Annotated in this window: 17 protein-coding genes; 11 read left to right on the top strand and 6 right to left on the bottom strand. The window is 71.3% G+C overall.

Annotated features, from left to right (window positions below; genetic code table 11):
• Nucleotides 1-49: 49 nt before the first annotated feature.
• Complete coding sequence (locus ACRAS8_RS15770; RefSeq protein WP_438490500.1) at nucleotides 50-712, top strand: PadR family transcriptional regulator; 663 nt, start codon at nucleotides 50-52, stop codon at nucleotides 710-712.
• A 47-nt stretch (nucleotides 713-759) separates the two neighbouring features.
• On the opposite strand, the gene ACRAS8_RS15765 is transcribed toward ACRAS8_RS15770, so the two are convergent.
• The 3 genes from ACRAS8_RS15765 to leuE form a co-directional block, all read right to left on the bottom strand.
• Entirely contained in the window at nucleotides 760-2,175 is a 1,416-nt protein-coding gene (locus ACRAS8_RS15765; protein ID WP_438486684.1) for a glutamate decarboxylase, read from the bottom strand.
• Nucleotides 2,176-2,191: 16 nt separating this feature from the next.
• On the bottom strand, nucleotides 2,192-2,815 hold the full coding sequence (gene wrbA, locus ACRAS8_RS15760) for an NAD(P)H:quinone oxidoreductase (RefSeq protein WP_438486683.1): 624 nt from the start codon (nucleotides 2,813-2,815) through the stop codon (nucleotides 2,192-2,194).
• 145 nt (nucleotides 2,816-2,960) lie between these two features.
• Nucleotides 2,961-3,668 carry a leucine efflux protein LeuE gene (leuE, locus tag ACRAS8_RS15755; RefSeq protein ID WP_438486682.1) on the bottom strand — a complete coding sequence of 236 codons (708 nt, stop codon included), beginning with the start codon at nucleotides 3,666-3,668 and terminating at the stop codon, nucleotides 2,961-2,963.
• A 122-nt stretch (nucleotides 3,669-3,790) separates the two neighbouring features.
• Between leuE and ACRAS8_RS15750 the strand changes: the two genes are divergently transcribed.
• Complete coding sequence (locus tag ACRAS8_RS15750; protein WP_438486681.1) at nucleotides 3,791-4,549, top strand: MerR family transcriptional regulator; 759 nt, start codon at nucleotides 3,791-3,793, stop codon at nucleotides 4,547-4,549.
• A 43-nt stretch (nucleotides 4,550-4,592) separates the two neighbouring features.
• Here the strand turns inward: ACRAS8_RS15750 and ACRAS8_RS15745 are convergent, their stop codons facing one another.
• Nucleotides 4,593-4,961 carry a YbjQ family protein gene (locus ACRAS8_RS15745; RefSeq protein WP_438486680.1) on the bottom strand — a complete coding sequence of 123 codons (369 nt, stop codon included), beginning with the start codon at nucleotides 4,959-4,961 and terminating at the stop codon, nucleotides 4,593-4,595.
• A 296-nt stretch (nucleotides 4,962-5,257) separates the two neighbouring features.
• On the opposite strand from ACRAS8_RS15745, the gene ACRAS8_RS15740 reads away from it, so the two are divergent.
• Nucleotides 5,258-5,947 carry a DedA family protein gene (locus tag ACRAS8_RS15740; RefSeq protein WP_438486679.1) on the top strand — a complete coding sequence of 230 codons (690 nt, stop codon included), beginning with the start codon at nucleotides 5,258-5,260 and terminating at the stop codon, nucleotides 5,945-5,947.
• Nucleotides 5,948-6,275: 328 nt separating this feature from the next.
• The gene (locus ACRAS8_RS15735) at nucleotides 6,276-7,940 is read left to right on the top strand and encodes a threonine/serine ThrE exporter family protein (protein WP_438486678.1); all 1,665 of its coding nucleotides are present in this window, start codon (nucleotides 6,276-6,278) and stop codon (nucleotides 7,938-7,940) included.
• 145 nt (nucleotides 7,941-8,085) lie between these two features.
• On the opposite strand, the gene ACRAS8_RS15730 is transcribed toward ACRAS8_RS15735, so the two are convergent.
• On the bottom strand, nucleotides 8,086-8,577 hold the full coding sequence (locus tag ACRAS8_RS15730) for an inorganic diphosphatase (RefSeq protein ID WP_438490499.1): 492 nt from the start codon (nucleotides 8,575-8,577) through the stop codon (nucleotides 8,086-8,088).
• 86 nt (nucleotides 8,578-8,663) lie between these two features.
• Here ACRAS8_RS15730 and dacB point away from each other — a divergent pair, with 86 nt between their 5' ends.
• From dacB to folE, 6 genes are all read left to right on the top strand, one after another.
• Nucleotides 8,664-10,280 carry a D-alanyl-D-alanine carboxypeptidase/D-alanyl-D-alanine endopeptidase gene (gene dacB, locus ACRAS8_RS15725; protein ID WP_438486677.1) on the top strand — a complete coding sequence of 539 codons (1,617 nt, stop codon included), beginning with the start codon at nucleotides 8,664-8,666 and terminating at the stop codon, nucleotides 10,278-10,280.
• Between the two features lie 279 nt (nucleotides 10,281-10,559).
• Nucleotides 10,560-11,714 (top strand): zinc-dependent metalloprotease, encoded by a 1,155-nt coding sequence (locus ACRAS8_RS15720; protein WP_438486676.1) that lies wholly within the window; start codon nucleotides 10,560-10,562, stop codon nucleotides 11,712-11,714.
• 195 nt (nucleotides 11,715-11,909) lie between these two features.
• Nucleotides 11,910-12,917 (top strand): tRNA lysidine(34) synthetase TilS, encoded by a 1,008-nt coding sequence (gene tilS / locus ACRAS8_RS15715; RefSeq protein WP_438486675.1) that lies wholly within the window; start codon nucleotides 11,910-11,912, stop codon nucleotides 12,915-12,917.
• 115 nt (nucleotides 12,918-13,032) lie between these two features.
• Nucleotides 13,033-13,572: a hypoxanthine phosphoribosyltransferase gene (hpt, locus tag ACRAS8_RS15710; protein ID WP_037812418.1), complete on the top strand. Its 540-nt coding sequence runs from the start codon at nucleotides 13,033-13,035 to the stop codon at nucleotides 13,570-13,572.
• A gap of 294 nt (nucleotides 13,573-13,866) precedes the next feature.
• The gene (gene ftsH / locus ACRAS8_RS15705; protein WP_438486674.1) at nucleotides 13,867-15,873 is read left to right on the top strand and encodes an ATP-dependent zinc metalloprotease FtsH; all 2,007 of its coding nucleotides are present in this window, start codon (nucleotides 13,867-13,869) and stop codon (nucleotides 15,871-15,873) included.
• Nucleotides 15,874-15,981: 108 nt separating this feature from the next.
• Complete coding sequence (folE, locus tag ACRAS8_RS15700) at nucleotides 15,982-16,587, top strand: GTP cyclohydrolase I FolE (protein ID WP_438486673.1); 606 nt, start codon at nucleotides 15,982-15,984, stop codon at nucleotides 16,585-16,587.
• Between the two features lie 126 nt (nucleotides 16,588-16,713).
• On the opposite strand, the gene ACRAS8_RS15695 is transcribed toward folE, so the two are convergent.
• Complete coding sequence (locus tag ACRAS8_RS15695) at nucleotides 16,714-17,829, bottom strand: alpha/beta hydrolase (RefSeq protein ID WP_438486672.1); 1,116 nt, start codon at nucleotides 17,827-17,829, stop codon at nucleotides 16,714-16,716.
• 141 nt (nucleotides 17,830-17,970) lie between these two features.
• On the opposite strand from ACRAS8_RS15695, the gene ACRAS8_RS15690 reads away from it, so the two are divergent.
• The gene (locus tag ACRAS8_RS15690) at nucleotides 17,971-19,812 is read left to right on the top strand and encodes a phosphatidylglycerol lysyltransferase domain-containing protein (protein ID WP_438486671.1); all 1,842 of its coding nucleotides are present in this window, start codon (nucleotides 17,971-17,973) and stop codon (nucleotides 19,810-19,812) included.

Raw genomic sequence — 19,812 nt, 5'->3', positions numbered from 1 at the left:
GCTGGCGGCAGGGCGCGTGCGGGATGCGCGCTCCGGGATTGAGGTGGCGATGTCGGCGATCCGGCTGCTGGTGCTGGGGGCCGTGCGGCAGCACGGCCGGGCGCACGGCTATCAGGTCCGCAACGACCTGGAGTACTGGGGCGCGCACGAGTGGTCCCACGCCAAGCCGGGGTCGATCTACCACGCCCTGAAGCAGATGGCGAAGCAGGGGCTGCTGCTCGCCCATGACGTCGCGCCGAGCACGGCCGGCGGGCCGCCGCGCACCGAGTACGAGGTGACGCCGGCGGGCGAGGAGGAGTACTTCCGGCTGCTGCGGGCGGCGCTGGTGCAGCGTGATCCGAGGACCGACCTGCTCAGCGCCGGGATCGGCTTCATCGTCGATCTGCCGCGGGACGAGGCGGTGGCGCTGCTGAGGGAGCGGGTGCGGGCCCTTGAGGAGTGGCGGGCCACGGTCACCTCGTCCTATGTGCCCGAGGGCGGGCCGGGACGGCTCGGCCACATCGGCGAGATCATGGGGATGTGGGTGCACGCGGCGGACAGCGGCGCGGCGTGGACCCGCGGGCTGATCGAGCGGATCGAGGGCGGGGCGTATGTCTTCGCCGGCGAGGGGGAGCCGTTCGTGGGGGTGCTCGCGGAGGGGCAGGAGAACCCGTACGCGGTGCCGGAGGGCGGCACCGGCGAGGACGGGGGCGGGGCGGGCGGCGCCGGCTGAGGGCGCGGGGCGGCTCGGGGCTCCCTCCGGGGTGCGCCCGCCGTCCGTCAGTGGTGGAAGGCGGTCGCGAGCTGCTCCGGGCGGCCCAACGGGGCTGATTGGCTGCGGAGTTCGGGTAGCAGCTGCTCCAGATCGGCCAGGAAGTTGTCGGCCAGGTCCAGCGAGAAGCCGTTGCGGCAGACCACGCGGAGGACGGAGAGGTCCTGGCGGTTGGGCGGGAAGCTGTAGGCGGGGACCAGCCAGCCGCGCTCCCGCATCCGCCGGGACACGTCGAAGACGTCGAAGGCCGTGACGTCATCGGCGGTGGTGAAGGCGAAGACCGGCAGCTGGTCGCCCCGGGTGAGCAGCCGGAAGTCGCCCAGCGCGCCGATCCGTTCGGCCATCGAGCGGGCCACGTCACGGGTGATCTGCTGGACGGCGCGGTATCCGTCCCGGCCCAGCCGCAGGAAGGTGTAGTACTGGGCGGCCACCTGGGCGCCGGGGCGGGAGAAGTTGAGGGCGAAGGTCGGCATGTCGCCGCCCAGGTAGTTGACGCGGAAGACCAGTTCCTCGGGGAGCGCGGCCTGGTCGCGCCAGAGCGCCCAGCCGACACCGGGGTAGACCAGGCCGTACTTGTGTCCTGAGGTGTTGATGGACGCGACCCGGGGGAGGCGGAAGTCCCAGACCAGCCCGGGGTCGAGGAACGGCGCGATCATGGCGCCGGACGCGCCGTCCACATGGACCGGTACGTCCAGGCCGGTGCGCTCCTGGAGGGCGTCGAGGGCCGCGCAGATCTCCGCCACCGGCTCGTAGGAGCCGTCGAAGGTCGAGCCCAGGACGGCGACGACGCCGATGGTGTTCTCGTCGCAGAGGGCGGCGGCGGAGTCCGCGTCGAGGTGGAAGCGGTCGCCCTCCATGGGGACCTGGCGGGCCTCCACTTCCCAGAAGTTGCAGAACTTCTCCCAGCAGACCTGGACGTTGGCGCCCATGACGAGATTGGGGCGGGCGGCGCCCGGATAGCGGTCCTGGTTGCGCCGGGCCCAGCGGCGTTTGAGGGCCATGCCGGCGAGCATGCAGGCTTCGCTGGAGCCGGTCGTGGAGCAGCCGATGGCGGCGTGTGGGTCGGGGGCGTGCCAGAGGTGGGCGAGCATCGCCACGCAGCGCCGCTCCAGTTCGGCGGTGCGCGGGTACTCGTCCTTGTCGATCATGTTCTTGTCCCGGCACTCCGACATCAGGACGTCGGCCTGCGGCTCCATCCAGGTGGTGACGAAGGTGGCGAGGTTGAGCCGGGCGTTGCCGTCCAGCATCAGCTCGTCGTGGACGAACTGGTAGGCGGTGTGCGGGGAGATCGGGCCCTGGGGGAGGGTGTGCCGCGGCGGGGAGGTCTCCATGCCGGAGGTCGGGTCGGCCTCGCCGTAGAAGGGGTTCACCGGGTGGCCGCGGCGTCCGCGGTCGTGTGCGGAGGCGCCTTTGTGGAGGGTCATCTGCTGCGGCCTTTCGTCAACCGGCGGCGGCCAGGCCGGCTTTGATCGCCTTGGTGAACTTCACGACCCGCTCCGCCTGGATGCGGGCGGCGGTGCGGACGGGGGCGTCCAGCGGGGTCTCCGGGCCGCCGACGTGCGAGGTGCCGTAGGGGTTGCCGTCGTCGAACTTCGCCGGGTCCGTGTAACCGGGAGGGACGAGGATGCCGCCGAAGTGGTGGACGGTGTGGTAGAGCGCGAGGAGGGTGGACTCCTGGCCGCCGTGCTTGGACTGGGTGGCGGTGAAGCCGCTGTAGACCTTGTCGGCCAGCCGGCCCTGCTGCCAGAGGCCGCCCAGGGTGTCGATGAACTGCTTGAGTTGGGACGTCACATTGCCGAAGCGGGTGGGGCTGCCGAACAGCACCGCGTCCGCCCAGACCATGTCGTCGTGGGTGGCCTCCAGGATGTCGGCGGTGGCGGCGGCGTTGGCCGCCCAGGCCGGGTTGGAGTCGATGGCGGACTGCGGGGCGAGCTCGGCGACCCGGCGCAGCCGGACGTCGGCGCCCGCGTGCTCGGCGGCGTCGGCGATCAGCCGGGCCAGTTCGGCGACGGTTCCGGTCGACGAGTAGTAGATGACGGCGACGTTGACGTCGTGCAGGGGCATGGACGCACCTCCTGGAACCCGACAATAGGGGCATAAGGTGCGGATGGCTTCCAGGGTTCGCCCAGTGGAAGCGCGCCCGGGCCGGGCTCGCGCGGGTGCCGGCCCGGCCAGGGGACCGGCGTCGCGCGGGCCCGGCCCGTACCGCTCAGCTCGCGCCGGCCAGCGACAGCTTCGCGGCGAAACCGAGGAAGGCGGCGCCGGCGCCCGCGGACAGTCCGGCCGTCAGCCGCCTGCGGCGCCGGAAGGTCGCCGCCAGGAACGTCCCGCTGAAGATCAGCAACGACAGATAACTGAAGCTGAACAGCTGCGCCCAGGCGCCGAGCGCCACGAAGGACAGCGCCGGGTGCGCATAGGCGGGGTCCACGAACTGCACGAAGAACGAGATGAAGAACAGGATCGCCTTCGGGTTGAGCAGGCTCACCACGAACGCCCGGCGGAACGGCCGCTCGACGGGCGCCTTCTTCGGAACCGCCCCGTCCGCCGGTCCGTCAACGGCCCTGCCGGCCTGCTCGCCCCCGGCGTCCCGCAGCGCCGCCCGGGACGCCCGGCCGCCGCGCCACAGGGACCAGGCGCCGCGCAGCATCCCGACGGCCAGCCACGTCAGATAGCCCGCGCCGGCGAACTTCACGATCCCGAACAGCACCGGGCTGGCCTTCAGCAACGAGGCCACGCCGCCCGCCGACAGCGTCATCAGCACCGTGTCGCCGCACAGCACACCCGCCGCCGCCCGGTACGCCACCCGGCGGCCGCGGCGGGCGGCCACCGAGACGACGTACAGCGAATTCGGCCCGGGCAGCAGGATGATCAGGGCGAGGCCCGCCAGGTACGTGGACAGATCCGTTATTCCGAGCATGCGCGGAGGATCTCACCCGCCGGCGCGCCGCCTCACCGGCTTTTCAGCATCCGGACTTGCACCTCACGCCGCGTGAGGAGCCATCGTGAAGCGCGTACCGATGACCGACGAGGGAGCGGAAGTTGAGCTATTCGGTAGGCCAGGTGGCCGGTTTCGCCGGGGTGACGGTGCGGACCCTGCACCACTACGACGAGATCGGGCTGCTGGTGCCCGGCGAGCGCAGCCACGCGGGACACCGCCGCTACGGCGACGCCGACCTGGACCGGCTCCAGCAGATCCTGTTCTACCGGGAGCTCGGCTTTCCGCTCGACGAGGTGGCGGACCTCCTGGACGACCCGGACGCGGACCCGCAGGCACATCTGCGGCGCCAGCACGACCTGCTGACCGCGCGGATCGGCCGACTCCAGGACATGGCCGCCGCCGTCGAACGAGCAATGGAGGCACGCAGGATGAACGTACGGCTCACCCCGGAGGAGAAGTTCGAGGTCTTCGGCGACTTCGACCCCGACCGTTACGCCGAGGAGGCCGAGCGGCGCTGGGGCGGCACCGACGCCTACAAGGAATCGCAGCGCCGGACCGCCACGTACACCAAGGAGGACTGGAAGCGGCTGAAGGACGAGTTCGACGCCATCCACCGCAAGATGGCGGACCTGCTCGCGCAGGGGGTGCCGGCGGACTCCGAGGCGGCGATGGACGTCGCCGAGGAGCACCGGCGCTTCATCGGCGGGGCGTACTACGACTGCACCTACGAGATCCACACCGGGCTCGGCGAGATGTACGTCGCCGACGAGCGGTTCACCGCCACCTACGAGGCGATCCACCCCGGGCTCGCGGTGTACATGCGGGACGCGATGCTGGCCAACGCGGTGCGGCACATGTGAGCGTCCCCGCCGTGGTGCTGGTCTCCCGGGGCGCCGACCGCGTTCAGCCCTGGGCCTCCAGCACCACGGCCGTGCCGTAGGCACAGACCTCGGTGCCGACGTCAGCGGCCTCGGTGACGTCGAAGCGGAACATCAGCACGGCGTTGGCGCCACGGGAGCGGGCCTGTTCCACCAGGCGTTCCATGGCCTGGTTGCGGGTCTGGACGAGGGTCTTGGTCAGACCGCGCAGCTCACCGCCGATCATCGACTTCAGGCCCGCGCCGATCTGGCTGCCGAGGTGCCGGGAGCGCACCGTGAGGCCGAAGACCTCGCCGATCACCTGTTTCACGTGAAACCCCGGTACGTCGTTGGTCGTCACGACCAGGACGTCGGACTGCGCGTGCTGCCCGCCGCCGTACTCCTCGATGCCCATGCTCCGCACCTCCTGCCCTTCCTCCGGTCAGGATCACCCGGACCGGAGGGAGCGGCCAGCGGTCGGGGGCGCTCGGGTGGGCACGCAAGGAGCCGGTGGGGGAGCGACCGGCCGCCGGTACCCGTCGTCAAACACGGCTCCGGGGCGGCCCCGGAGCCGTGGCCGGGGGCCGCTCCTGGAACCACGGCACGTCATAGTCCGTTGATAGCTTTGGGCCGCACACCGCGCCTGCACCCCTCGCTTCAGCTCGTCGCGCCGCGCGAGCCGGGCGCCCTCGACCCAGGAGCCTTCACCCCGTGAATACTCTCGCGCTCGGCCCCCAGTGGCTGAACTCGGACTACTTGATCACGAATTTCGGCCTGATCGGCGTCCTGCTCATCGTCTTCGCGGAGTCCGGCCTGCTGATCGGCTTCTTCCTGCCCGGGGACTCGCTGCTGTTCACCACCGGCCTGATGGTGACCACGGACAAGATCGACAAGCCGCTGTGGCTGGTGTGCGCGCTGGTGGTGCTGGCGGCCGTGCTGGGCGACCAGGCCGGCTATCTCTTCGGCCGCAAGGTCGGCCCGGCGCTCTTCAGCCGCCCCGACTCCCGGCTCTTCAAGCAGGAGAACGTCGAGAAGGCGCACGACTTCTTCCAGAAGCACGGCCCGAAGTCGCTGATCCTGGCCCGTTTCGTGCCCATCGTGCGGACCTTCACGCCGATCATCGCGGGCGTGAGCCGGATGCAGTACCGCTCCTTCATCATCTTCAACATCATCGGCGGCACGCTGTGGGGCGCCGGCGTGACGCTGCTGGGCGCGGCGCTGGGCAACGTCGCGTTCGTCCACAAGAACATCGAGCTGATCCTCGTCGCGATCGTGCTGATCTCCGTGGTGCCGGTTGCCATCGAATTCCTCCGCGCCCGGAGGAAGGCGAAGCGGGAGCCGGCGGTGGCTCCGGCGACGGCGGCCCGCCCGCAGGCGCGGGGCCGTCACGCCAAACGCTGACGCTTGGTCGGTGCTTCCCACGTTGTCGGCGTTCCTGCCGTAGGGGTTCGCCGCTGCTTTTTGCGCCTGCGACGCATTGCGGTGCCGCTGCGCGGGGCTGTCGGGTGCGGTGCCGGGCCTCCGGCACACCACCCCCGGAGGCCCGGCACCGCACCCGACAGCCCCGCGCAGCGGACAAAGGCCAAGCGCCGGCAGGCGCAAAAAGCCGAACCCCTACGGCGGGGAAGCCGACAACGTGGGAAGGCCCCAAAGAAGCGCGCGGCGCAGCCATACGGCATCGTGTGCATGACCAGTCGGCAGGAGGCGCAGGCAAGAGGAGTGGGGACAGGTGTCGTCGGATCCATCCCGCGGAAGCGAGGAACGCAAACCGCCGGACGAGGCGCACAGCGCCTTCACGCCCCCGCTGGGCGTGCCCTTGCCCCCGGCTCCTGAGGAGGAGCACCCCACCTCCGAGTTCGCGCTGCCGGACGGGCTGCTGGCGGAGGCGCCGGCGGAGCCCGAGGGGTCGGCGTTCGCCCCGCCGGGGGGCACCACCGGCCAGACACCGCTGCCGGCGTTCACGCCGCCGCACGGCATACCCGTGCTCAGCCTGACCAAGGAAGCACCGTGGCAGGACCGGATGCGCACCATGCTGCGGATGCCGATCCACGAGCGGCCGGTGCCCGAACGCGTGGAGCGCGCCGAGGAGGAGGGCGGCGGCCCCGCCGTGCCCCGCGTCCTGGACCTGACGCTGCGTATCGGCGAGATCCTGCTGGCCGGCGGTGAGGGCGCCGAGGACGTCGAGGCGGCGATGTTCGGCGTCGCGCACGCCTACGGGCTGGAGCGGGTCGAGCCGACCGTCACCTTCACCCTGCTGTCGATCTCGTACCAGCCGTCGCTGGTGGACGACCCGCTCACCGCCAGCCGGACGGTCCGGCGGCGCGGCGTGGACTACAACCGGCTGTCGGCGGTCTTCCGGCTGGTGGACGAGATCACGTCGGAGGGGATCAGCCTCGAGGAGGCGTACCGCGGGCTGGCGGAGATCCGCCGCAACCGGCACCCGTACCCCAGCTGGGCGCTGACGGTGGCCTCCGGGCTGCTCTCCGGCGCGGCGAGCATGCTCGTCGGCGGCGGGACGCTGGTGTTCGTCGCGGCGGCCCTCGGCTCGATGCTGGGCGACCGGATCGCCTGGCTGGCGTCGGCGCGCGGGCTGCCGGAGTTCTACCAGTTCGTGGTCGCGGCGATGCCACCCGCCGGGATCGGGCTGGTCTTCGCCCTGGCGCACTCCAGCGTGCAGTCCTCCGCGGTGATCACCGGTGGGCTGTTCGCCCTGATCCCGGGGCGGGCGCTGGTCGCCAGCGTGCAGGACGGACTGACCGGCTACTACATCACCGCCTCGGCGCGCCTGCTGGAGGTCGGCTACCTGATCGTCGGCATCGTCGTCGGCGTGCTGTCCGTGCTCTACATCGGAGTTCAGGCCGACCCGGGCCTCCAGCGGCTCAGTCCGCAGCAGGCGCTGCGGGTCTACAACGAGCCGATGGTGCAGATCGCGGCGTCGATGCTGCTGGCGCTGGCGTTCTGCGTCCTGCTCCAACAGGAGCGCCACACCGTGGCGTTCGCGACCATAAACGGCGGGCTCGCATGGGTGGTGTACGGGGTGCTGACCGTCAACGCACACTTCAACGCGGTGCCCTCCACCGCCATCGCCGCCGGCCTCGTCGGCCTCTTCGGCCAGCTGCTCTCCCGGTACCGCTACGCCTCCGCGCTGCCCTATGTGACCGCGGCCATCGGCCCGCTGCTCCCCGGTAGTGCCACCTACTTCGGGCTGCTCAACTTCGCCCAGGGGAATCTGCTGGAAGGCTTCTCCTCCCTGATCAAGGCCGCCTCGCTGGCGCTGGCGATCGCCGTCGGGGTCAACCTCGGAGGCGAGGTGGCGCGGCTGTTCCTGCGGGCGCCCGGGCTCACCGAGGCCGGCGCGGGGCGCCGCGCGGCCAAGCGGACCCGCGGCTTCTGAGGACCTCGGGCACCGCACCCGCGACACGGACGACGGGCGGCCCCGGATGGGTGCCGCCCGTTCGCGTACGAAAATCAGAGCGCGCCGGCGGGTGTGCGGAGCCCCGGAGAACCCCGTCGCCGCCGGACCCGCTCCGTCGGTCGGGTCAGTGCCCGCCCTGCGCCTCGTAGCGCTTGTAGGAGCGCTCGATCTCGGCCTCGGCGTCGGCGCGGCCGACCCAGTTGGCGCCCTCGACGGACTTGCCCGGCTCCAGGTCCTTGTAGACCTCGAAGAAGTGCTGGATCTCCAGGCGGTCGAACTCCGAGACGTGGTGGATGTCGCGGAGGTGCTCCACGCGCGGGTCGGAGGCGGGGACGCACAGCAGCTTGTCGTCGCCGCCGGCCTCGTCGGTCATCCGGAACATGCCGATGGCGCGGCACGTGATCAGGCAGCCGGGGAAGGTCGGCTCATCCAGGATGACCAGCGCGTCCAGCGGGTCGCCGTCCTCGCCGAGGGTGTTCTCGACGAAGCCGTAGTCGGCCGGGTAGCTGGTCGAGGTGAAGAGTCGACGGTCCAGGCGGATCCGACCGGTCTCGTGGTCCACCTCGTACTTGTTCCGCGAACCCTTCGGGATCTCGATGGTGACGTCGAACTCCACGGGTGGCTCCTCCATGATCAACACATACGTCTGGTGATTAAGTGTCCCCCACGCAGGTGTGTGGTGGCGAAAGGGGCTGGTCCGAGATGCCCGAGACCCGAATGTGGCAGGTCAGATGGCAGTCGGCGCAGCGTTCCGCGCGGGTGGCGGCAGGCCGGGCCGGGCGCTGCGCACGCACCGCGGCACGGGCCGCACGGCGCGCCGCGCACACCGCATCGGGTGCCGCACAGCGGACGTGGCAGGCCGCACCGCGGCAGACGCGGCAGACCTGGCAGCTGACAGCGGTGTCCGCCGCCACCGGTCTGGCGGTCGCGGTCGCCGCGGTGACGGCGGCCGGGCCGTGGGACTCCGGTCAGCGTACGGCCGAGCGGGCGGCGGCGGTCCCCGCTCCGGCAACAGGTGGCGAGCATCACGATGACGGCCGGGCGCCCGGCCCGGCGCCCAGCGCGCCGGCCGTGCTGACCGCGCTCGGCGGGCCCGTACGGGGCGCGGTGGGCCGCGGCGGGGCCGCGCCCGTGCCCACCGACGCCGGACTGGCCGACGCACTCGCCCCGCTCCTGGCGGACCCGGCGCTGGGCCCGCTGCGGACCGCGTCCGTCGTGGACGTCGCGGCCGGCCGGCAGGTCTTCGGCGAGCAGCCGGACCAGGTGGCCACCCCCGCCTCCACCGTCAAACTGGCCACCGCCGTGGCCGCGCTCTCCCGGCTCGGCGCCGACCACCGCATCGACACCCGTGTGGTGCTGGCCGGCAAGGACCGGATCGTCCTGGTCGGCGGCGGCGACCCGACGCTGACCGCCCGCGCGGCCGCCCCGGGCCCCGGCGACCAGCCGGCAAGCCTGCGCGCCCTCGCCGACGCCACCGCCCGCGCCCTCCATCAGCGCAAGCTCACCACCGTCGGCCTCGGTTACGACGCCTCCGCTTTCACCGGCCCCGCCGAGCACCCCATCGGCCCCAACGAGAACATCGCCCCCGTCAGCGCCCTGATGACCGACGAGGGCCGCCTCGACGACAGCGACCACGGCACCGCGCCGCGCTCCACCGACCCCGCCGGCGACGCCGCCCGCACCTTCGCGGGCCTCCTCAAGGAACGCGGCATCACCGTCACCGGCGACCCCGCCGAGGCCCGCGCCCCGAAGAACTCCGACCGGATCGCCGTCGTCCACTCCCTGCCGCTCTCCGCCCTCGTCGAGCGGATGCTGACCTACAGCGACAACGACATCGCCGAGGCGCTGGCCCGCCAGACCGCCCTCGCGGCCCACCAGCCCGCCAGCTTCGAGGGCGCCGCCAGGGCCGTGCGGGACGCGCTGGCCGCCCAGCACCTCCCGCTGGCCGGCGCCGTCTTCGAGGACGGCAGCGGCCTGGACCGGGACGACAAGGTCTCCGCGAACCTCCTCTCCCACCTCCTGCTGGCCGCCGCCGCACCCGGCAAGCCGGAACTCCGCCCGGCCGTCACCGGCCTCCCGGTCGCCGCCTTCACCGGCACCCTCAGCGGCCGCTACGTCGGCGACACCGCCGGCGCCGGCACCGTACGCGCCAAGACCGGCACCCTCACCGGCGTCAACACCCTCGCCGGCACCGTCGTCGACGCCGACGGCCGCCTCCTGGCCTTCGCCTTCATGACCACCGGCACCACCGACCCCCAGGCCGCCCAGAAGGCCCTGGACCGCATGGCCTCCACGCTCGCCAACTGCGGCTGCCGCTAAGGAGACCCACGGACGCCAGCCCCCACTCACCGTCTCCATGACCACCCACGGGAGGGGACGGGCCGGAGGGGCAGGGGGTGTGTCCGGACGTAAAGCGCAGCAGTCCGGACACACCCCCTGCCCCGGAGGCCCGGCACCGCACCCGACAGCCCCGCGCAGCGGCCCCGCGCCGCAGGCGCAAAGCTGGCGGCTAACCCCCACGGCGGGACAGCCGACAACGTGGGGCTGCCCACCCCCTTCGGCTACCCCTTAGCGGAGCGACCCCCGTACCGTGAACCCATGACGAGCATCGGTGGTGTCGAGATGGTCGACTGGAATCTCGCGGTCGCGACCGCGACCCGGTTCGTACGGCCCGGTCCGGAGGTGAGCCGGGACGAGGCGCGGGCGATCGTCGCCGAGCTGCGCCGGCACGCCAAGTCCTCCGAGGAGCACGTCCGGGCGTTCACCCGGATGGCGCAGCCCGGCGCGATGGGCGAGACGGGCGAGGCGGCGCCGCACGACACGCCGGTCCTGGTGGTGGACCGGCCCGGCTGGATCCGGGCCAACGTCGCCGGGTTCCGGGCGGTGCTGAAGCCGCTGCTCGCCAAGATGGAGGACCGGCGGTCGGAGATGCCCGGCGGCGCGGTGCTGGGCGCGGTCGGCGGCAAGGTGACCGGCGTGGAGCTGGGCATGCTGCTGTCGTTCCTGGCCTCGCGGGTGCTGGGCCAGTACGAGACGTTCGCCCCGGCCTCGCGGGACCTGCCGGCCGGGTCGCAGGGCGGCCGGCTGCTGCTGGTGGCGCCGAACATCGTCCACGTGGAGCGCGAACTCGACGTGGCGCCGCACGACTTCCGGATGTGGGTGTGCCTGCACGAGGAGACCCACCGGACCCAGTTCAGCGCCGTGCCCTGGCTGCGGGACCACATCGAGGGGGAGGTCCAGTCCTTCCTCGCGGAGACCGACATCGACCCGGGGACGCTGCTGGAGCGGCTGCGGGAGGCCGCCCAGTCGCTGGCCGGCGCCAAGCCGGAGGGCGAGGAGGGCGAGGAGAGCCGGTCGCTGGTGGACCTGGTGCAGACGCCCGCGCAGCGGGAGATCCTCGGCCGGCTGACCGCGGTGATGTCCCTGCTGGAGGGGCACGCCGACTTCGTCATGGACGGGGTGGGGCCCGAGGTGGTGCCCTCGGTGGCGGAGATCCGGGAGAAGTTCCAGAAGCGGCGGGCCAGCGGCGCGGGCCGGCTGGACCAGGCGCTGCGGAAGCTGCTGGGGCTGGACGCCAAGCTGCGGCAGTACCGTGACGGTGAGCGGTTCGTGCGGTCCGTCGTCGAGGAGGTCGGCATGGACGGCTTCAACCGCGTCTGGACGTCGCCGAACACTCTCCCGACCAAGCAGGAGATCGCCAAACCGGCGGACTGGGTCGCGCGGGTGCACCGGAAGGCGGACGGAGCACCGTAAGCACATTACGCGAGCCGGGCACGTCGCACGGCAGAAGAGCGCCCCTTCAATCACCCGTCTGAGGGACCGTGACGGGTGGATAGGCGTGCAATGCTCGGGGAACTGCTCGCCTCTGTCACCATCTAGGCACTCTGTGTGACGAAGTGCCGACCTCGGCCCGAGGCTCGCCCCCCAGCTGAACGATTGGAAACGGACATGGGTCCCCATCCAGCGGTCGCCGCGATACGCCTGGCGGTCCGCCGCGTACTCCACGACGTGCTCACCCACCACCGCGCGCAGGACCGGCCCGAGGCACCCCTCGTGCTCGTCGCCTGCTCCGGCGGCGCCGACTCGATGGCGCTCGCCTCCGCCCTTGCCTTCGAAGCCCCCAAACTGGGCGTCCGTGCCGGGGGCGTGACCATCGACCACGGCCTCCAGGAGGGCTCCGACCTCCGCGCCGCCGAGGTGGCCCTGCGGCTGCGGGCCCTCAAGCTCGACCCCGTCGACGTCGTCGGCGTCGAGGTGGGCCGGACCGGCGGCCCCGAGGCGGCCGCCCGGGACGCCCGCTACGCCGCTCTGGACGCCGCCGCCGACCGCCACGGCGCCAGCGCGGTCCTCCTTGGCCACACCCGCGACGACCAGGCGGAGACCGTCCTCCTGGGGCTGGCCCGCGGCTCCGGGATCCGCTCGCTCTCCGGCATGGCCGCGGCCACCGGGACCGACGGCCGCTACCGCCGCCCCTTCCTGGACCTGGACCGGCAGACCGCCCGTACGGCATGCCTCATCCAGGCACTGCCCGTCTGGGACGATCCGCACAACACCGACCCCGCCTACACGCGTTCACGACTGCGGCACGAGGGGCTGCCGGCTCTGGAGAAGTGCCTGGGCAAGGGCGTCGTCGAGGCCCTGGCACGGACCGCCCAGCTCTCCCGCGACGACGCCGACGCGCTGGACGCCTGGGCCGCCGAGGCCGAGACGGCGATCGTCGACGAGGCCGGCACGCTGGACGTCGCCGGGCTCTTCGCGCTGCCGCCCGCGGTGCGCCGCCGGGTGCTGCGCCGGGCCGTCATCGCGGCCGGTTCGCCGGCCGGTTCGCTCTTCGCCCGCCACATCGAGGAAGTGGACCGGCTGATCACGGCCTGGAGGGGGCAGGGGGCCATCAACCTCCCCGGGCGCGTGGGTGTGCGACGGCAGGGTGGCAGACTGGTCATTCGGCAGGGCTGAGCCGCAGGAGATCACGCCCTGTCTCGTGATCTCACGGCCGGTTCCCGCTTCGTGAGCTCGACGACCGATCTGCACACCGAACCGAACGAGAGTGGCACGGGTGGACGACAAGGACATGGGCGCCGACCTTCAGTCGGTGCTCATCACGAAGGAAGAGATCGACGCCAAGCTGGCGGAGCTGGCTGCGAAGATCGACGCGGAGTACGCGGGCAAGGACCTGCTCATCGTCGGTGTCCTCAAGGGCGCGGTGATGGTGATGGCGGATCTGGCGCGTGCGCTGTCCACCCCCGTCACGATGGACTGGATGGCCGTGTCCTCCTACGGCGCGGGCACCCAGTCCTCCGGTGTGGTCCGGATCCTCAAGGACCTGGACACCGACATCAAGGGCAAGCACGTCCTGATCGTCGAGGACATCATCGACTCGGGCCTGACGCTGTCGTGGCTGCTGTCGAACCTCGGTTCGCGCGAGCCCGCCTCGCTGGAGGTGTGCACGCTGCTGCGGAAGCCGGACGCGGCCAAGGTCGCCATCGACGTGAAGTGGATCGGCTTCGACATTCCCAACGAGTTCGTCGTGGGCTATGGCCTGGACTTTGCGGAGAAGTACCGCAACCTGCCGTTCGTCGGTACCCTCTCGCCGCACGTCTACGGCGGCTGAGAGCCCACCCCGCGCTCGTCCGGCCGCCGCGGCCGGGCGGGTACGACCAGGACTCGACGGCCCGTGTCGCGGGCGGGAACCCTACGGGGTCTCCCGCCGTTGGAGCAGGGAGAAGGGGAATCCCGGGCTTCATTGTTCCCCGCCGGCACGGGCGCCGGGTGACAATGCTGGGGTACCGTCCGAAGGCAGTCTGTTTTCGGGCCAGTAATACACACCGTACGCACGACCAGCCCTCCCGGGGGCGTTGTGCCTCACTGTGGCAGGAGGGACGGGGCCTTAGGCGGCTCCGTGTGGATGGACGTGAAGCGATACTTCCGTGGGCCAGTCATGTGGATCGTGCTGGCCGTCCTCGCCGTGGTCGTGTTGATGCAGGTCGTCGGCTCGTCCGGCGGCTATAAGACGGTGGACACCGGTCAGGTCGTCAAGGCGATCGCTGACAACAAGGTGAAGTCCGCCGAGCTCACCACCGGCGACGAGAACAAGATCAAGATCGAGCTGTCCGGCGACAACAAGATCTCCGGCTCCAACAAGATCCAGGCCAGCTACATCGGCGACCAGGGCGTCGACCTGGCGAAGAACCTGCAGGCCAAGTACCAGACCGGCGAGATCAAGGACGGCTACACCGTCTCGCCCTCGAAGCAGAACCCGTTCGTCGGCGTGCTGCTCTCGCTGCTGCCGTTCGTCCTCATCGTGGTCGTCTTCCTGTTCCTGATGAACCAGATGCAGGGCGGCGGCTCCCGGGTGATGAACTTCGGCAAGTCGAAGGCGAAGCTGATCACCAAGGACACCCCCAAGACGACCTTCTCGGACGTCGCGGGTGCCGACGAGGCCGTCGAGGAGCTCCACGAGATCAAGGAGTTCCTGCAGGAGCCGGCGAAGTTCCAGGCCGTCGGCGCCAAGATCCCCAAGGGCGTGCTGCTCTACGGCCCGCCCGGTACGGGCAAGACGCTGCTCGCCCGCGCGGTCGCGGGTGAGGCGGGCGTCCCGTTCTACTCGATCTCCGGCTCCGACTTCGTCGAGATGTTCGTCGGTGTCGGTGCCTCCCGGGTCCGTGACCTCTTCGAGCAGGCCAAGGCGAACGCCCCGGCGATCGTCTTCGTCGACGAGATCGACGCGGTGGGCCGCCACCGCGGTGCCGGTCTCGGCGGCGGTCACGACGAGCGGGAGCAGACGCTCAACCAGCTCCTCGTCGAGATGGACGGTTTCGACGTGAAGGGCGGCGTGATCCTGATCGCCGCCACCAACCGCCCGGACATCCTCGACCCGGCGCTGCTGCGCCCCGGCCGCTTCGACCGGCAGATCGCCGTCGACCGCCCGGACCTGCAGGGCCGGCTGGAGATCCTCAAGGTCCACCAGAAGGGCAAGCCGGTCGCGCCGGACGTCGACCTCTCGGCCGTCGCCAAGCGCACCCCCGGCTTCACCGGTGCCGATCTGTCCAACGTCCTGAACGAGGCCGCCCTGCTGACGGCCCGCAGCGACCAGAAGCTGATCGACAACCACTTCCTGGACGAGGCGATCGACCGCGTCGTGGCGGGCCCGCAGAAGCGGACCCGGATCATGTCCGAGAAGGAGAAGAAGATCACCGCGTACCACGAGGGCGGGCACGCCCTGGTCGCGGCGGCTTCGCCGAACTCCGACCCGGTCCACAAGATCACGATCCTGTCCCGCGGCCGGGCCCTGGGCTACACCATGGTCCTGCCCGACGAGGACAAGTACTCCACCACCCGCAACGAGATGCTCGACCAGCTGGCGTACATGCTGGGCGGCCGCGCGGCGGAGGAGCTGGTCTTCCACGACCCGACCACCGGCGCCGCCAACGACATCGAGAAGGCGACCGCCACCGCCCGCGCCATGGTCACGCAGTACGGCATGACCGAGCGGCTCGGCGCGATCAAGTTCGGCACGGACAACTCCGAGCCGTTCCTGGGCCGTGAGATGGCTCACCAGCGCGACTACTCCGAAGAGGTCGCCGCGCTGGTGGACGAGGAAGTCAAGAAGCTCATCGAGACCGCGCACAACGAAGCGTGGGAGATCCTCGTCGAGAACCGCGACGTCCTCGACAACCTCGTGCTGGAGCTCCTGGAGAAGGAGACGCTCAACAAGGAGCAGATCGCCGAGATCTTCAAGCACGTGGTCAAGCGCCCGGCCCGCCCGGCGTGGACCGGCTCCTCGCGCCGTACGCCCTCGACCCGCCCGCCGGTGCTGTCGCCCAGGGAGCTGGCCCCGGCCAACGGCTCCGCGGCGCAGCCGGTCTCCATGGAGAAGGCGGACGCGCCCGAGGAACCGCGTTCGGAGAGCTGAACCGCCGCCCGACCAGGGCACCCGGAATACACGCCGCGCCTCCCGAGGTTTTAGCCTGGGGGCGCGGCGTTCCGCGTTTCGAGCGGGCCCAGGAGGAACGAGGCACCAATGACGGACCCAGTGACGCTGGACGTCGAGCGCGCGATCGGCACGTTCGACGAGAAGCGTGCCGAGAACGCCGTGCGCGAGCTGCTCATCGCGGTGGGCGAGGACCCGGACCGCGAGGGCCTGCTGGAGACGCCGGCGCGGGTGGCCCGGGCGTACAAGGAGCTGTTCGCGGGGCTGTGGCAGAAGCCGGAGGACGTGCTCACCACCACCTTCGACCTCGGTCACGACGAGATGGTGCTGGTCAAGGACATAGAGGTGGTCTCGAACTGCGAGCACCACCTGGTGCCGTTCGTCGGCGTGGCCCACGTCGGCTACATCCCGTCCACCGACGGCAAGATCACCGGGCTGTCCAAGCTGGCCCGGCTGGTCGATGTGTACGCCCGGCGTCCGCAGGTCCAGGAGCGGATGACCACCCAGATCGCCGACTCGCTGATGAAGATCCTGGAGCCGCGCGGCGTGATCGTGGTCGTCGAGTGCGAGCACATGTGCATGACCATGCGCGGGGTCCGCAAGCCGGGGGCGAAGACGACGACATCCGCGGTGCGCGGGCAGCTGCGCGATCCCGCGACGCGGGCCGAGGCGATGAGCCTGATACTGGCCCGCTGAGGCCGGTGAGCCGGCCGCCCGGCGCGCCCCGCGGGGTGCGCGGCGGCCTGACGGAGACGCAGAGCGGCCCGGGGCCCGCGGCGGAGATCGCCGGGGCCCCGGGCCGCTGCCGGGTCGTGCGGGGCGTCAGGCCTTCAGGCGGCCGCCCATCCACTCCAGGGCGGCCGGGATCTCCCGGCGCCAGGTGTTGAAGTTGTGGCCGCCGCTGTCGAGGATGATCGACGCGACCCTGGACGGCGACTTGGTGCCCTCGATGAACTTCAGCGTCGGCTTGTAGTTGCTCTCGCCGTGCTTGCTGGTCGTGACCAGCAGGTTCACCGGGGGACCGGGCAGGTGCTCCTGCCGCCAGTGCAGGTCGTGCTCCTTCTGCAGCTGCTTGTCGCCGCCGAAGAGGGGGCCGGTGGTGGCGTCGATCGGCGCCTTGTAGTCACCGGAGAGGGACACGGCCGTGGAGTAGGCGTGGGGGTTGCGCATGGTCATCATCAGCGCGCAGTAGCCGCCGGTGGAGTCGCCCATGATGCCCCAGCTCTTGGCGTCCTTGCCGACGCGGTACTGGCCGCTGATGTCGTGGCGCAGATCGTGGGTGAAGAACGTCTGGGTCTGCGGGCCGTTGGGTATGTCCACGCACTCCGTGTCGCGCGGCGGGGCCACGGTCGGGCGCATCATCACCAGGACGGTCGGCTGGATCCGGTTGTCCTTGAGCAGGTTGTACTGGGTCTGCGGGTAGTGCAGCTTCTTGTAGAGCGCCTCGGCGGTGCCCGGGTAGCCGGTGAGGATCACCGCGGCCGGGAACTTCTTGTGCGCGTACTTCTTCTGGAAGTACTGCGGCGGCAGGTAGACGTACGCCGGGCTGGCGATCTTGGACTTCTGGCCGCGGATCAGGACCTTGTCCAGGCGGCCGGCGGTCGCCGGGACCGAGGCGCCCTGGATGCTCAGGCGCTCGGTGCCCAGCATCTTGAGGCTGGTGCCGTTCGGGCCGGACTTGTAGTTGGTGACCACACCCGGCTCCTGCTCCTGGCCGAAGAGGTCGGCCCAGGAGGCGTAGAAGCCGAAGGTGTTGTTCGCGAACAGGCCGATGGCCGCGAAGAGCGACAACTGCGTGGCGAAGAGCAGGCCGATACGGCCGAGCACCGCGCGCCAGTTGCCCTTCGACAGCCGCGGCCAGAGCCAGATCGTCAGAACGAACAGCGCCACCGCTACGAGTACGGCGAGAAGCAGCACTTTCTTGCTGGTGAGACCCATGTCGTGCTTTCTTCCGGGCGGCCGGGCCATCCGGACCGCAAGTGGAACCCCGAGCCCTGAGACGCCGTCATACAGGGCGCAAAAGTCCAGATGCTGCGACCAAGGCTCGCACGTTCTCTCGACCGGGGCGACGGGAAAGTGATGTCTGACAGGCTAGATGGCGAAAAGTCGGAGAAGGTTGCGTGGTCTGCGCCACGCTGGCTCCGCGGCCCGCGGCCCGCGGCGGTCCCCGGCCTGGTGGGCTCGGCCGGCGTCGTGGTCGGGCTGCTGAATCTGCTCTCCGGGATCTTCCCGCGTTTCCGGCACAGCCGGGTGCACGCGGTGGCCGAGGTGCTGCCGGGCGCGGTGAGCCCGCTGGCGGCCTCCGCCTCGCTCGTCGTCGGGATCCTGCTGCTGCTCCTGGCCCACGGGCTCAAGCGGCGCAAGCGGCGGGCCTGGGTGGCGGCGGTGGCGCTGCTGCCGGTGGGGATCGCCGCCCAGCTGGTGTACCGGCACTCGGTCTTCGGGGCCGTGCTGTCGCTGGTGCTGCTGGGATTCCTGGTGTGGCACCGGCGGGAGTTCGCGGCGCTGCCCGATCCGCGCAGCCGCTGGAAGGCGGTGGCCAACTTCGTCGTCCTCGGAGGGGTGAGTTTCGGCCTCGGGATGGTGATCGTCAGCTCCCATCCGCACAAGATCGTCGGTGCGCCGTCGTTCGGGGCGCGCGCCGAGCACGTCCTGTGGGGGCTCTTCGGCTTCGAGGGGCCGGTCGCCTACACGAACGGCGTCGACTACACCGTGGGCTACTCGCTCGGTGCGCTGGGCCTGCTGACCGTGGCCACCACCGCGTACCTCGCCTTCCGCCCGGAGCACCCGGCGGCCCGGCTGACGGACGAGGACGAGCAGCGGCTGCGGGAGCTGCTGGCCCGGCACGGCGGCCGGGACTCGCTGGGCTACTTCGCGCTGCGCCGGGACAAGGGCGCGGTCTTCTCGCCGTCCGGCAAGGCCGCGGTCTGCTACCGCGTGATCTCCGGGGTGATGCTCGCCAGCGGCGACCCGATCGGGGACGTCGAGGCGTGGCCGGGCGCCATCGAGCGCTTCATGGAGGAGGCGCGGGCGCACTCCTGGACCCCCGCGGTGCACGGCTGCAGCGAGACCGGCGGCCAGGTCTGGACCCGGGAGACCGGGATGGACGCGCTGGAGCTGGGCGACGAGGCGATCGTGGACGTCGCCGACTTCACCCTGTCCGGCCGCTCGATGCGCAACGTGCGGCAGATGGTCAAGCGCATCGAGCGCAACGGGTACACCACCCAGGTGCGGCGGGTGCGCGACCTGGAGCCGGAGGAGCTGGAGCGGGTACAGAAGGCCGCCGACGCCTGGCGCGACACCGACGACGAGCGCGGCTTCTCCATGGCGCTCGGCCGTATCGACGCGGTCAAGGACGGCGACGCGGTGATCGCCACCGCGCATCTGGCCCCGGCCGAGGGCGAGGAAGCCGGCCCGTTCGGTGACCTGAAGGCGCTGCAGTACTTCGTGCCCTGGGGGCCGGACGGTATGTCGCTGGAGCGGATGCGGCGCGACCGCGGCGCCGACCCCGGTATGAACGAGCTGCTGATCGTCGCCGCCCTGCAGACCGCGCCGGAGCTGAAGATCAAGCAGCTCTCGCTGAACTTCGCGGTCTTCCGCTCCTACCTGGAGCGGGGCGAGCGGCTGGGCGCCGGACCGGTGATGCGCGTCACGCGCGGGACGCTGCTCTTCCTGTCGCGCTGGTACCAGATCGAGTCGCTCTACAAGTTCAACGACAAGTTCCAGCCGCGTTGGGAGCCGCGGTTCGTGGTCTTCCGCACCAGCCGGGACATCCCGCGGATCGGCCTGGCGACCATGCAGGCGGAGGGCTATCTGGAGCTGCCGCGGGTGCTGCGCCGCCGGAAGGCCGCCGCGCCGCAGCCCTGCGCGCATCCGGAGGAGTCGGTGCTGGCCGCCGGGACGCTGGAGAAGGTCGCCTGA

This window comes from Streptomyces sp. S186, from assembly GCF_051603415.1.
Lineage (GTDB): Bacteria > Actinomycetota > Actinomycetes > Streptomycetales > Streptomycetaceae > Streptomyces.
Note: the sequence above shows the minus strand (reverse complement) of the source record. Positions and strands in the feature narration are given on the sequence as shown.